The organism is Modicisalibacter muralis, assembly GCF_900102945.1.
GTDB classification, from domain to species: domain Bacteria; phylum Pseudomonadota; class Gammaproteobacteria; order Pseudomonadales; family Halomonadaceae; genus Modicisalibacter; species Modicisalibacter muralis.
This window is the reverse complement of sequence record NZ_FNGI01000007.1, coordinates 109,921-123,088: the sequence shown is the minus strand read 5'-3', so window position 1 is coordinate 123,088 and position 13,168 is coordinate 109,921. Positions and strand designations below refer to the sequence as shown.

The 13,168-nt window shown below is 65.8% G+C and carries 10 protein-coding genes; 6 read left to right on the top strand and 4 right to left on the bottom strand.

Annotated features, from left to right (window positions below):
* The first annotated feature begins 351 nt into the window (after positions 1-351).
* A complete protein-coding gene (cobA, locus tag BLR92_RS12905) occupies positions 352-1,224 on the top strand; it encodes a uroporphyrinogen-III C-methyltransferase (RefSeq protein ID WP_089729372.1) in 873 nt (290 codons plus the stop codon).
* A gap of 18 nt (positions 1,225-1,242) precedes the next feature.
* Here the strand turns inward: cobA and BLR92_RS12900 are convergent, their stop codons facing one another.
* Positions 1,243-2,190, bottom strand: a complete 948-nt coding sequence (locus BLR92_RS12900; RefSeq protein ID WP_089729202.1) for a sucrase ferredoxin — start codon at positions 2,188-2,190, stop codon at positions 1,243-1,245.
* 29 nt (positions 2,191-2,219) lie between these two features.
* Positions 2,220-3,065 (bottom strand): ABC transporter ATP-binding protein, encoded by an 846-nt coding sequence (locus BLR92_RS12895; RefSeq protein ID WP_089729200.1) that lies wholly within the window; start codon positions 3,063-3,065, stop codon positions 2,220-2,222.
* Positions 3,066-3,455: 390 nt separating this feature from the next.
* Here BLR92_RS12895 and BLR92_RS12890 point away from each other — a divergent pair, with 390 nt between their 5' ends.
* From BLR92_RS12890 to BLR92_RS12870, 5 genes are all read left to right on the top strand, one after another.
* Positions 3,456-5,267 carry an IucA/IucC family protein gene (locus BLR92_RS12890; RefSeq protein WP_089729198.1) on the top strand — a complete coding sequence of 604 codons (1,812 nt, stop codon included), beginning with the start codon at positions 3,456-3,458 and terminating at the stop codon, positions 5,265-5,267.
* Positions 5,260-6,552 (top strand): type III PLP-dependent enzyme, encoded by a 1,293-nt coding sequence (locus BLR92_RS12885; protein WP_217636585.1) that lies wholly within the window; start codon positions 5,260-5,262, stop codon positions 6,550-6,552. Before BLR92_RS12890 ends, BLR92_RS12885 begins: the two co-directional genes overlap by 8 nt.
* Before the next feature lie 58 nt (positions 6,553-6,610).
* Positions 6,611-8,506, top strand: a complete 1,896-nt coding sequence (locus BLR92_RS12880) for an IucA/IucC family protein (protein WP_089729196.1) — start codon at positions 6,611-6,613, stop codon at positions 8,504-8,506.
* Positions 8,500-9,339, top strand: a complete 840-nt coding sequence (locus tag BLR92_RS12875; protein ID WP_089729194.1) for an HpcH/HpaI aldolase family protein — start codon at positions 8,500-8,502, stop codon at positions 9,337-9,339. The genes BLR92_RS12880 and BLR92_RS12875 overlap by 7 nt, the downstream gene beginning before the upstream one ends.
* A gap of 107 nt (positions 9,340-9,446) precedes the next feature.
* A complete protein-coding gene (locus tag BLR92_RS12870; RefSeq protein WP_245704204.1) occupies positions 9,447-11,378 on the top strand; it encodes an IucA/IucC family protein in 1,932 nt (643 codons plus the stop codon).
* Positions 11,379-11,449: 71 nt separating this feature from the next.
* Here the strand turns inward: BLR92_RS12870 and BLR92_RS12865 are convergent, their stop codons facing one another.
* Both BLR92_RS12865 and BLR92_RS12860 read right to left on the bottom strand, forming a co-directional pair.
* Entirely contained in the window at positions 11,450-12,073 is a 624-nt protein-coding gene (locus tag BLR92_RS12865) for an RraA family protein (protein WP_089729191.1), read from the bottom strand.
* 48 nt (positions 12,074-12,121) lie between these two features.
* On the bottom strand, positions 12,122-13,168 hold the full coding sequence (locus tag BLR92_RS12860) for a FecCD family ABC transporter permease (RefSeq protein ID WP_089729188.1): 1,047 nt from the start codon (positions 13,166-13,168) through the stop codon (positions 12,122-12,124).

Sequence of the window (13,168 nt, the reverse complement as noted above, 5' to 3'; positions counted from 1 at the left end):
GAGTTCGTTGATCAGATGGCGCATGGCCAAAGGCCGGAAAGCTTGTGTTGGTGCGCGTGGGTGACGCTCAGCAGTTGAACCAAAGTCTAGGGCGTGAAAGAAGAGCGGTGTTGAACGTCGGCCGACCGAGCTTTGCTGTAACTCGAACGCAAGGTGGGCGCTGTTATGTGTCGGTTCTCTTGAGAGTAAACCGTCCAGCAATTGTTGGGCAGCTCATACGGCGAGCGTTTTTTCGTAAGGCACGAGACGTTATAAGCTGGCAACCAGACGTTACTGGTAATCTCCCGTAAACCGCCTTATTTTCATGCATAAGAAAGCCGCTATTCCAACGTTAACGCTATAAGAATGCTCATGATCGATCCGTCTGCCTCGACACCGGCCGATAGTCTAAGGCTCACTGCGCTGCGCGATTTTCCGCGCGGTCAGGTGTGCCTGGTAGGTGCGGGACCGGGTGATCCCGAGCTGCTCACGCTCAAGGCGCTGAAGCGGCTGCAAGTCGCCGAGGTCATCCTGCACGACCGGCTGGTCAGTGCCGAGATACTCGCCCTGGCCAATCCCCGCGCCCAGCGGCTGTACGTGGGCAAGGCGCGCTCCCAGCACAGCCTGCCCCAGGAGAGCATCAATCAGGCGCTGGTCGACTGGGCGCGCCAGGGCAAGCGCGTGGTGCGCCTCAAGGGGGGCGATCCGTTCATCTTCGGCCGTGGCGGCGAGGAGCTCGAGACGCTGGCCCGGGCCAATGTCGATTTCGAGGTGGTGCCCGGCGTGACCGCCGCCGCCGGTTGCGGCGCCTATGCCGGCATTCCGCTGACCCATCGCGACCACGCCCAGTCGGTGCGCTTCGTTACCGGGCATCTCAAGAACGGTAGCTGCGATCTCGATTGGCCAACGCTGGCGTGGCCCGGCCAGACCTTGGTGTTCTACATGGGGCTGGGCAGCCTCGATGTGATTCGCCGCGAACTGCAGGCCCATGGCCTGCCCGGCGAGACGCCGTTGGCGCTGATCGAGCAGGGCACCACGGCGCGTCAGCGGGTGCATGTGGGCACGCTCGCGACCCTGCCGGAAAGCCTGGAGCGCGATAATGTGCAGCCACCGACCCTGATCATCGTCGGCAGCGTGGTCTCGCTGCACGAGCGGCTGGCCTGGTTCGACGACGAGCGAGCCGATAGCCAGGGTTGGGAGCATGGCAAGCACCCGACGCCGCTGAGCGACGCCGACAGCGCCTGATCCTTCTCGAGGCTGGCCTCAGGACTTGCGAGGTTCGGCCGTGTACGCTTGTTCGACGACGTGCGTGGCGTGCCAGACCTGGCTCGGCTGGGCACCGTCACGTTCGTAGTCGGCACAGGTATCGTGGCGGATGAGTTCACTCGCGCGGCAGGTCACTTCCAGCCACCCCTCGTGCTGCGCGGTCTGCCAGCGTACCGGCAGAATCAGTCGATTAGCGTCGATCCGCTTGGCTTCGCCTTCCACGGTCACACCACCGCGCATTCCGCTCTCTTCCAACCACGCCAGTGCCGCGACTTGGGCGCATTGCTCGGGCGGCGTCAGCGCCGAGTCGCCGCGGTAGCAGGGCAGGTAGGGACGGTCCTCGGCCTCGGCCTGCAACAGTCGTGGAACATCGTCGGCGGCGAGGCGGCCGTACTTGCGTAGCGCCGGGAAGACCATGACGCTGGCGGCGAGCCGACAGCCGCCCAGGTGAGAGCTCTCCCAGACATCGAATGGGTGAGCGTGCTGCTGCGCGGCGCTGGTGAGGGCCTTGTAGCTGCGGTAGCCAAACTTGGCGCAGCACTTGTCCTTCTTGCCGTGGGTGCAGCAAAGAATCAGCGTCCCCTCGACGCTGCCGGTCCGCCAGCGTTCCAGCGACCTTCCCTCGATGAAGGCGTGCAGCAGCTCGGCCAGCTCCTCCCTCTCCACGTCGTACGTCCGACACTCCGGCATCAGCACCACCCGGTGCCGGTGGCTGGGTTGCTCCCGGCGATGTATCAGGTTGGCCCGTCGTCCGCCGTCGGCGATGGCGTCGAGCAGAGTCAGCACATCCTCGGGCATGTCGCTGGCCTGGCGCAGGTTGCGCAGCCACTTGGCCCGCGGCCAGCTGATCAGCAAATTGTGTGTGGCATGCGCGGCAGTGCCCACCAGCGGATCGCCGATCTCGGCGCTCTCGATGGCGCAGAACTGTCTGGGGGCAGTGGTCATCGGCGACTCATCGTGGCAGCGGGGCGGGATTAACCATGCGCGACCCCGGAGATCACCTGGGGAATGGGTGTCGTGCCCGTCAGGCTAGGCACGCAGAGCAGGCGCCGGGTATGCGGATCGCGAATGACATGCGCATCGAGATCGAAGACCTGCTTGAGGTGAGCACTGGTGAAGACCGTTTCCGGTGGGCCGCTATGCTCGATGCGGCCCTGGCGCATCATCACCAGAATGTCGGCATAGGCCGCGGCCAGGTTGAGGTCGTGCAGTACCACCAGCAGCGTGCGCCCCTTGTCGTGGGCGAGCCGAACCAGCAACTCCAGCAGGTCGACCTGGACCTTCAGATCGAGAAAGGTCGTCGGCTCGTCGAGCAGGACCAGGTCCGTCTCCTGGGCCAGGATCATGGCGATCCAGCAGCGCTGGCGCTGTCCGCCGGAGAGCGCGTCGACACTGCGCTCGGCGAAGTCCGTGACATCGGCATAAGCCATCGCCTCGCGGATGGCGCGAGCATCCTGATGGGCATCCTGTCGCCACAACCGCTGGTGAGGAAAGCGCCCCATGCCGACCAGTTGCCTGACCGTCAGTCCCTCCGGTGCGGAAGGGCCCTGCGGCAGGATGCCCAGGCGCTGTGCCACCTCTCGCGTGTTGCGGCGGTGGATGTCCTCGCCATCGAGACAGACGCGTCCGGCACTGGGCGTCAGTGTGCGTGCCAACGTCTTCAGCAGCGTCGACTTCCCGCTACCGTTCGGGCCGAGCAGCACCGTCAGCTTGCCCTCGGCCACCGTCAGGTCAATGCCGTCCAGTACGCGTCGGGATTCGTACCCGGCGCGCAGGGCTTCGCCTGTCAGTCGAGGCGGCTTGGCAGGTGTCGAGGACATGGAGTTGGCTCGTTGGTGTGGTCCCTGGGCCGAGAACCGTAAGACAAAAAATTCTCATTTTCAACGTCTAAACGTCCTCTATCTGGCCTATTCAGAACCATGGGGTGTCAGGCCATGGCGAACGGATCGCTCGATGATCATGGACAGTCTTTTTATTAATGATTAGTATAATGATTCGCATTTACATAATGATCTTGATCATCCGACCAGGCACAACAATCACTTACAGCTTCGCATAGTGACTAGCTAGGGACACGCGGATTCACAGGCCAGCGGGCGCCAGAAGCCGACGGCGGAAAAGCCACCGACGAGGATAGGGGGCTTGCGTCGATAGCGGCCGGCTACCGGGCAGGTGGGTCTTTAAAAAGGACGCATTCTTGCGGAGGCCATATGAGCTACGCCCGTTGCTCTCGTTTACCCGACGAGACGAGCCGACATGCATCGACGCATGCATTGCTGAATTGCATCATCAAGGAAGTGGCAATACCCCATGACTCCCTGTCCTATCGATGGCCAGCCCAGCGGGAAGGCCTGCCGGAGCAACTGCATGGCACGCCGCTTAAGATCGAATGGTCGGAATCGCTTTCGCTGTTCGTGATGGTGGACCGGCGCTCGGTCATCGGGAGCCACTTCTACCTCTCCGATGCCTACATTCGGGACGCGGGGGCCCCTGGCTGGCACGTCCCCGAGATGGCGGGGTTGGTTTCCGCGCTGCTGGAACACTGTCAGTGGCATGACGGTAGGCTCAATCAAGAGTTATGCGATCAGGTCGTGCAGAGCCAGGACGTCATGACGACGATCGTCGCCCACGCCGTCGAACAACCGAGGCTGCATCCGCTGACGGATTATCGCCGCAGTGAGCAGGGGCTGTGGTTCGGCCATCCCAATCATCCCACGCCCAAGGCCAGGCAGTGGCCGCCCCATCTGCTGCAGGACAAGCCTGCCTACGCGCCGGAATTCTGCGCCACCACGGCCCTGTACCAATTTTCCTTTCCCGTGGCCGGGCTGAGTGTCCAGGCCAATCGGTTGAGTGCCCTGGACGTGCTGCCGCATGTGGCGGACCAAAGCCGTGCCGAGGATGGCGATCGCGTGGTGCTCAGCATGCACCCGGTGCAGGCCGATCTTTTCCGTCAGGATGCCCGGGTGGCGGCGTTGATCGGGGACGGCGTCATCGGCGATCTCGGACAGAGCGGCTGGCGCGCCGCGCCCACCGTGTCCATGCGCACCTGGTACATCGAGGGACATCCCTGGTTCATCAAGGGATCGCTCAATGTGCGCATCACCAACTGTGTGCGCAAGAACGCCTGGTACGAGCTGGAGAGTACGCTGGTCGTCGACCGCATCATGCATCGGCTCGCCCAACAGAAGGACGCGGCCCTGGAAGGGCTGTGTGTGGCACAGGAACCGGCCACGGTGCACTGGGCGCCGGCAGCGGGCGACGAGACCGACAGGCGTTGGTTCCGGGAACAGACCGGCGTGATCCTGCGGGAAAACTTCTGTCAGCGGTTCTCGCCGCAGCGCTGCCTGCTCAGCGCGACGCTGTTTGCGCGAGATGCCCAGCTGGCGCCCATGGTGCTGTCCTTCATCGACGGAGCGTCGCTTGCCGGTGGCGGCGACACCCTGCCGTCGGAAGGCCGTGTCCGGCAGTGGTTCCAGGCCTACCTGGGTACGCTGGTGGCGCCGGTCATGGGGCTGTTTTTCCGCCACGGCATCGTCATGGAGCCCCATTTGCAGAATTGCGTGCTGATCCATGACGAGGGCATGCCTCGGCAGATGCTGCTGCGTGACTTCGAAGGGGTCAAGCTGACCAGCGACAAGGGCGTGGACTGGCTCGCCGGGGAGTCACTGCATCCCCGCGTCAGGGAGTCGATGACCTACCGTCGCGAGCAGGGCTGGAATCGCATTGCCTACTGCCTGCTCGTCAATCATGCCGCCGAGGCGATCCTGGCGCTGAGCTGGCAGCGTCCGGCCCTTGGCGATGCGCTGTGGCAGGACACCCTGGGCGAGCTGCGTCGCGTGCGACAGATCCTGGGCACGTCGGCCCCCGAGCTGGATGCGCTGTTGGCGGGAGGCGACCTGCCCTGCAAGACCAACTTCAGGCTACGGCTGATGGCCCAGGCGGACCGGCAGGCCCAGTACGTGGCGTTGCCCAACCCCTGGCGCGTCACCCAGGCCATGGGCCGGGAGGTGGCCTATGGCTGAGCATCTCTCGATTTCCGAGAACATGATTCCCAAGCACATCCTCGCCGCCATCGCCGCGCATCGCCGGGCGTGCCGCGAGCCCATGGCGGCGTTCTTCTATGACCTTCCGGCGCTCGCCGCCCACGGCCGCGCCATGCAGGCGGCATTGCCGACCGGCGTCGAGCTCTACTATGCGATCAAGGCCAACAGTGAGGCGGCCATCATCGATACGCTGGCGCCGGTCGTGGATGGGCTGGAGCTGTCGTCCGGCGGCGAGATCGCGCGTGCCTGCGCCTGTTCGACGCCGCGTCCCTGGGTGCTCTCCGGACCGGGCAAGCTGGATTCCGATATGCATGACGCCATGACGCGAGGTGTCGAGGCCTTTCATGTCGAAAGCCTCGGGGAAGTGGCCCGCCTGCAGGCGATCGCGGCCTCGCTGGATCACCTGCAGCCCGTGCTGCTGCGCATCAATCCCGCGCTGCCCGCGGATCTCTCCAGCCGCCTGAGAATGGCCGGCACCGCCACGCCGTTCGGCATCGATGAGGCGCAGCTGGCTGAAGCTGTGCGAGCGGTGGATGACGCCTCGAACCTTACGCTGGTCGGCTTTCATGTTCACGCCATGTCGCACCAGACCTGCGAGCAGCGACACCAGCGGCTGCTGGCGTCCTATCTGGAGCGCTGGCCTCGCTGGCGAGCGCTGGCACGCCACCCCGAGCGGGTCACTCAGCTCAACGTGGGTGGCGGTATCGGCGTGAACTATCTACAACCGTCCTCGCTCCAGCCGTCCGCGCAGTTCGACTGGTCCGGCCTATGTCAGGCCCTGGGAGAGCGTCTGGCGACCATGCACGAGCCGCCTCGGGTGCGCTTCGAGATCGGCCGTTTCCTCTCGGCCTTCTGCGGCTACTACGCGATCGAGGTGCTCGATACCAAGGTCAGCCATGGGGAAGGCTTTCTCGTCTGTCGGGGCGGTACCCACCAGTTCCGCCTGCCCGCGGCCCAAGGGCACGATCACCCGGTCATTCACCTGCCGCGCGACCCCGAGCGGGCGGGCGAGGGGGAGCGTCAGCCTTGGACCGTGGTGGGGCAGCTGTGTACCCCCAAGGACGTTCTGAGTCGCGGGCAGGAACTGCAAGGGGTGGCGGTGGGCGATCTGCTGGTGCTGCCGCTGGCCGGCGCCTACGGCTACAACATCTCTCACGCGGACTTCCTGTGCCACCCACGTCCCGAGCAGTTCTTCGTCCGCAGCGCCCACGAGAGCCGCGAACTCGAGACGCGAGACCAGCGGCACGCCGAGCCAGCGAGCTGAGCCGATGTTCTGACCGAGTCGCTTCGCCGATCCATTTTCCTAGTGTTAAGGGTACCTTATGCCATCCTATGAACATGTTCTGCCGCCGGCTGCGGCAGCCGAGGGCGATCCCGGCGCCCCGGTGTCCATTTCCACGCCGTTCGCTTCCTCGCTGCACTGGCGGCATCACGCCCGTATCGAGCAGCGCGTCGTAGGCCAGCTGCTGCAGACCCTGCTCTACGAGGACGTGCTTCCCTACGAGGCCGTCGCCGGGCCGGAGGCCGATATCGCCGGTACCATGCTATTCACCCTGACGCTGGGCAAGCGTCGCTATCGGGTGAGCGGTTGGCAGTGCCACAGCTTTCAGCTGATCCGCCTCGCGCACTCCACCCTCGTGGTCGAGGGCGCGGCGGGCTCGCCGGAGTCGGTGAGCCTGCAGCGGTTCATCGAGGATCTCGAGGTGGCGCTGGGCGATGTGGCGATCCAGCCCGGTTTTGTCAACGAACTGACGCAGACCCTGATCAAGGACGTGCAGTCATCCGCCTGGCCAGTGCCTTTTAACGAGACACCGCAGGCGCTGGATGCCGATGCCCTGGAGCAGTATTTCACCGATGCACACAGCTACCACCCCTGCTACAAGTCGCGGCTCGGCTTCTCCTTGCGGGACAATCAGCGTTATGGACCGGAGTTCGCCCAGCCGCTGCGGGTAGGGTGGCTGGCCGTGCCGAAGCGCCTGGCGCATCAGGGAGCCGTCAGCGGAGTGGCGCTTGCCGAGCGGGTCACGAAGGACGCCGGTCCGCGCGTACTGGCGAGCCTGGACGACTACCTCGTGCAGCGCCAACTGGCGCGAGACGACGTCGTGCTGATGCCGGTGCATCCCTGGCAGTGGGAAAACGCCCTGGTTGCGGCGCTGTACCCGGAGCTTGCCAACGGCGAGATCGCCCTGTTGGGCGAGGGCGAGACGACCTATACCGCGCAGCAGTCGATTCGTACCCTGGCCCCCCGAGAGTCGGACAAGCCGTATCTCAAGCTGGCGATGAGCATCACCAATACATCCAGCACGCGCATCCTGGCGCGCCACACCGTAACCAACGGGCCGATCATCACCCAGTGGCTTCAGCGACTCATCGACACGGATGCCACCGCCAGGGAAGCGGGGTTCGTGATTCTCGGCGAGGTGGCCGGCGTGGCGCTGGACGAGCGGGCCTTTCCTGATACCCGTTACAACGATGTATACGGCAAGGTCGGCGCCATCTGGCGCCAGAACATCGGCGAGTTCCTTGAGGATGGCGAGCGGGCCGTGCCCTTCAATGGGCTGAGCCAATTTACCAGAGACGCCGAGGGAGCGCCCGCCGTCCCCTTCATCGCGCCCTGGGTGGAGCGCCACGGGCTGGAAGCCTGGACCCGGCAGCTCGTGCATGTCGCCACCCTGCCGATCATCCATCTGCTGTTCGCCGAGGGCGTGGGGATGGAGTCCCATGGCCAGAACATCGTGGTCATTCATCGCGATGGCTGGCCGCTCAGGGTGGCATTGAAGGATTTCCATGACGGCGTGCGCTTTAGCACGTCGCATCTGGCACGCCCCGAGCTGGCCCCGGCCCTGGAGCCAGTGCCCGAGCGTCACGCTGCCCTCAACCGCAACTCCTTCATCGTCACCGATGACCCGGACGCGGTCCGCGACTACTCCTGCGATGCCTTCTTCTTCATCGCCCTGGCGGAGATGGCGATCTTCCTGCACCGGCATTTCGGCCTGGACGAGTCACGTTTCTGGGCCATGACGGCGGAGGTGATCAAGGCCTACCAGCGCGCCCATCCGCAGCACGGCGAGCGCTACCGCTGCTTCGATGTCTTCGCGCCCCGCTGGGAGGTGGAGGCCCTGACCCGCCGTCGTCTGTTTGGTGATGCCGCCCCCCAGGTCAAGCACGTCCCCAATCCGCTGGCGGCGTTCGCGCCGGGCGAGGAGGCAGCATGCTGAGGACCAACCGACTGAAGCGGGCGCTGGCCGAGGGCAGGGAGGCCCACGGCATCATGGCTTCCCTGCCCACGGCCGCCTCCATCGAGCTGATCGCGGAAGCGGGTTTCGACTTCGTGGTGATCGACACCGAGCACGTGCTGATCAACCCGGAAACCGTCGAGCACATGATCCGCACCGCCGAGAGCTACCAATTGACGCCCCTGATACGGGTGCCGGACGCCGACCCCAAGACCCTGCTGCGTCTGCTCGACGGCGGTGCCCAGGGAATCGTACTGCCCAACGTGGAGGACGCCGAGACCCTCGAGCGTGCCGTGGCCGCCTGCAAGTACGCGCCGGAGGGTGAGCGCAGTCTCAATGCCGGGCGGCCCGGCGCCTTCGGCAAGGCCTCCCTGGCGGAGTACGTCATCGAAGCCAACCGGGAAATCATGGTGGTCGCCATGATCGAGAGCCGCCAGGGAGTGGCGGAGATCGAGGCGATCTGCGCGGTATCGGGCCTCGACATGGTGCTGGAGGGAGCAGCGGACCTGTCCCAGTCGTTGGGCGTGACCTGGCAGCCCGGCCATCCCGACGTCGTCCAGGCGCTGGAGGCGGTTCAGCGCACGGCGAGCGAGCATCGCATTCCCTATTGCGCCTTCCTGCGTCACGCGGAGGCCAAGGCCGGGTGGCAGGCGCGTGGCGTCAGCACCTTCATGCTGGGCGACGAACGGGGCATCGCCTTTCGCGCCCTGCAGCGGGCGCTCGGCGAAGCCAGGGCGCCGGTAAACAGCGAGGCCAGGGCGTCGGTAGAAAGCGATGTTCGGGCGCCGATAGAAAGCGAGGCTTCCCTGTCATGAGTTCACCGATGGCGAATGTTCCCTTTCCTTCTGATCGGTCGAGCGCTGACACCGTGCTCGAGCGTACCGACCCCGCTATCTCCTTCACGTCTACGGAGTTGACGACCATGAAATCTCTCGATGCCCCGCGCCATGCCGAGGCGCAGATCCTGCAGTCGCTGGTGGACGGCCTGCTGGTCGAGGGCCTGCTGGATGACCTCGGCGCGACCTGGCAGGCGGCCAGCGAGGCCGACGACTGGCTCACCCGACTGCCGGTGTTCCAGGCGCATTTGTTCCAGGCTCATTGCGGCAACCCTTCGCAGCGCTTCTGGCATTGGCGGCAGGACCCGCACCACAGCATCGCCATGCTGTTGCAGCCCGGTATCGTTCAGGCGTGGGAGAAGGTGCCACACACCCCGGTGATCGTGAGGGATCACGAGCGCGGGGAGTGGGAGTCACTCGATCCCGCCGCCTTCATGCGCCGTGTCTTCGGGTCCGTGACGGACGACGACGAGCAGGTCCTGGGGCAGGGGCAGCAAGTGTTTCTCAAGGCGCTTGCCGACAGCCTCTGGCAGGCCGCCAGTTCCGTGGCGCACCGAGTGGAGACACACGACTTGCCGGGGCGCGACACGGCCGAGCACTTCGCGATCATGGAGCAGTGGGCGTCGCTGCTCGATCGGCCCTATCACCCCACGGCAAAGGCCAAGCAGGGGCTCAGCGAGGCCGAGTATCGCGCCTACATGGCCGAGTTCAACGCCCCCATCCAACTGCGCTGGGTGGCGATGGCCCGCGACCAGGTGATGACCGGCGCCGGCGTCGGCGAGGATTGCCCCGTGCCGGTGCAGTGGCTCGCCGGTGACGAGAGCCGCCGAGCCCTGGAGGATGAGTTGGCGTCGCGTGGCCTGGCCCGGACCCACGTCGCCATTCCCGTGCACCCCTGGCAGCACGCGCATGCGCTTCCCCACTGGCTGCAAGCGGCCTTCGCGGCGGGAGACTGCGTCTCGCTAGACACGGTCACCGAGCCCTGGCTGGCGACCTCGTCGCTGCGCTCGCTGGCCCCGACCACAGCGAGCCCGCACTTCCTGAAACTGCCGATGGCCATCCATTCGCTCGGCGCCTCGCGCTACCTGCCGGCGGTCAAGATGTTCAATGGCGATCTCAGCGCCCGCCTGCTGCACCAGGCCAGGGAGAAGGACGCCCGGCTCGCCGAGGCGCTCTACCTGTGCGATGAGAGCAAGTGGTGGGCCTACATGCCGGAGGGGGCGACGCTGTTCGACGAGGCGCCGCGGCACCTGTCCGCCATGGTGCGCAGCTACCCCCGCGACCTGCTGGGGGACCCGGGTGTGCGCCTGGTGCCCATGGCCACGCTGGGGACGCCGCTGCCGGGGGGCGAACACCATGTGTTCGACGACTGGCTGGTACAGCGCGGCATGACGGCCAGCCCCGCCTCGGTACAGGCGCTGTTCGGCGAGCTCTGCGACAGTTTCTTCGACATCAACCTGCGCATGTTCCGGCTCGGCATGCTGGCGGAAGTGCATGGCCAGAATGCCGTGCTGGTCTTCAAGGCGGGGCGGTGCCACGGGCTGCTGCTGCGCGACCATGACTCCCTGCGGATCAGCGTCGCGCGCCTCGAGCAACACGGCATGCAGGACCCGTGCTACTGCATCAAGCCCGGCCATGCCAACACCCTGTATCACGACAGTCTCGAGGCCCTGCTTTTCTGGCTGCAGACGCTGGCGATACAGGTCAATCTGCGGGCGATCATCGACACCCTGGCGGATCACTACACGCTGCAGGCCCAGGAACTCTGGCGTGAGATGGCCGCCCGCCTCGAGGCCCGGATCGACGCGATCCCCTTCGACGATCGCGATCGCGGGATGCTCAAGGAGCAGCTCTTCGAGCGGGAACAATGGCCCTACAAGCGTCTCATCGCGCCGATCATCGAGCGCGCGGGCGGACCGGGCAGCATGCCCTTCGGCACCAGCTCGACCTGCAACCCCTTCGTGCGGGTACGACGGCAAGCCCATGAGAAGGTCACCGAGGGAGTGATCGAGGTCTGAGGTGAACGCCGCCCAACAGAACGTCGGGCGGTGTTTTTCATAGGGACGGCGTGTTCAGCGGAGCGGCGTTGTTAGCGGAACCAGTCGGGGAACTCGGCCTCGAGAGCCCTGCGCTTTTCCTGCTCCTGGGCCTGCTTGGCCTCGGCGGCCTCGGCCAGGGCGTCGACGCGATGCGGCGGGATGACGAAGAGCCCGTCGTCGTCGCCCACCACCAGGTCGCCCGGATTGATCGTGACGCCGTCGATGGCGACCGGGACGTTGATCTCGCCTTCCAGCTCCAGCGCCCGGGTGGTCAGGGGGCTGGTCGTCCGGGCGTAGGTGGGCAGGTTCAGCCGGGACAGGGCGCCCCAGTCGGTGATGGCGCCGTTGGTGACGACGCCCGCGAGTTGCTTGCGCAGTGCCGCGTAGGCGCGAAACTCGCCCCAGCAGGCGCGACGATGGTCGCCGGACACATCGATCACTAGTACATCGCCCGGGCAGGCCATCTTCAGCGCCTCGCGGATGACGCTGCCGTCGACGTGAGGAATCCTGACCGTCAAGGCCGTGCCGAGCAGCCGGGCGGGACGTTGAATCGGCGCGAGGGAAGTGATGGCGCCGAAGTCGGTGAAATGCCCCAGGGTGGATGTGGCAAGGGATTGATAGCGTTGCCGTTGCTGCGCCGTGACGGTGTCCTGGCGGGGTGCGATATGGAACATGGGCTTTCCCTGGTCTGCCATGGAGTGAGTGATGACGGTCGGGCCGCTTCAATAATGACGATCGCGGGTCCGGTGCAGCAGATAGACGAAGAAGGGTGCGCCTACTCCCGAGACGAAGATGCCGGCGGGCAAGTCCTTGGGTTGGAACGCCACTCGGCCGAGGAGATCGGCGTAGAGCACGATCAGGGCCCCAATCAAGGCGGCGGCGGGAACCAGCCGGGCGAAGCCCCGGCCCACCAGGCGAGCGGCGATATGCGGAGCGATCAAGCCGACGAAGCTGAGCCCTCCGGCAAAGGCCACGGCTGCGCCCGCCAGGGCCACGCTGCAGGCCATCAGCACCAGCCGGCTACGCAATAGGTTCACGCCCAGCCCCTGAGCCACGGAGTCACCGAGCGCCATGGCATCCATGTGGCGTGCATAGACCAGGCACAGGGGAACCGTGGCCAGCAGCCAGGGCAGCATGCCGAACACGTCCTGCCACTGAGCGGCGTAGAGGCTGCCGGTCAGCCACACATAGGCATACATGGCGGCGGCGTCGTCGCTGACCACGATCAGTAGGGTGGTCACGGCGCCCATGGCGGCGGAGAGCCCGATGCCGACCAACACCATGCGCGAGGGCGTGATGCCATGCTTCCAGGCCAGGAAGAACACCAGTATGGCGGAAAGCAGCGCGCCGAGCAGCGCGGCGGCCGGCAGCCAATGGATGCTCAGGCCGGTGCCGAGCAGCGCCAGGAAAATTACGGCGGCCATGGCGGCGCCGCTGGTGATGCCGATCACGTCCGGCGAGGCCAGCGGGTTGCGCACGATCCCCTGCAGGATGGCGCCGGCCACGGCCAGCGCCGCTCCCACTAGCACGGCAAGCACGATGCGCGGCAGGCGCAACTCCCAGACGATGAAGGCGATGTCGCTGTCCTGGGGTGTGACCAGCGTATGCCACACTTTCCCGAACGGGGTGGGGAAACTGCCGAGGCTTAGTGACAGGCCCATGCTGGCCAGCAACACCAGTACGAGCAGGGCGGCGATGCCCAGCGAGCGAGCCTGGCGGGCATCGGCGGTGGCGTCGCCCGGGTGTGTCAGGGAAGTGGAGTGCGTCAT

Bases quoted from the DNA above. Each gene is read 5' to 3' on its own strand.
- cobA (WP_089729372.1), top strand. From the start codon at position 352: ATGATCGATCCGTCTGCCTCGACACCGGCCGATAGTCTAAGGCTCACT.
- BLR92_RS12900 (WP_089729202.1), bottom strand. From the start codon at position 2,190: ATGACCACTGCCCCCAGACAGTTCTGCGCCATCGAGAGCGCCGAGATC.
- BLR92_RS12895 (WP_089729200.1), bottom strand. From the start codon at position 3,065: ATGTCCTCGACACCTGCCAAGCCGCCTCGACTGACAGGCGAAGCCCTG.
- BLR92_RS12890 (WP_089729198.1), top strand. From the start codon at position 3,456: ATGAGCTACGCCCGTTGCTCTCGTTTACCCGACGAGACGAGCCGACAT.
- BLR92_RS12885 (WP_217636585.1), top strand. From the start codon at position 5,260: ATGGCTGAGCATCTCTCGATTTCCGAGAACATGATTCCCAAGCACATC.
- BLR92_RS12880 (WP_089729196.1), top strand. From the start codon at position 6,611: ATGCCATCCTATGAACATGTTCTGCCGCCGGCTGCGGCAGCCGAGGGC.
- BLR92_RS12875 (WP_089729194.1), top strand. From the start codon at position 8,500: ATGCTGAGGACCAACCGACTGAAGCGGGCGCTGGCCGAGGGCAGGGAG.
- BLR92_RS12870 (WP_245704204.1), top strand. From the start codon at position 9,447: ATGAAATCTCTCGATGCCCCGCGCCATGCCGAGGCGCAGATCCTGCAG.
- BLR92_RS12865 (WP_089729191.1), bottom strand. From the start codon at position 12,073: ATGTTCCATATCGCACCCCGCCAGGACACCGTCACGGCGCAGCAACGG.
- BLR92_RS12860 (WP_089729188.1), bottom strand. From the start codon at position 13,168: ATGACGCACTCCACTTCCCTGACACACCCGGGCGACGCCACCGCCGAT.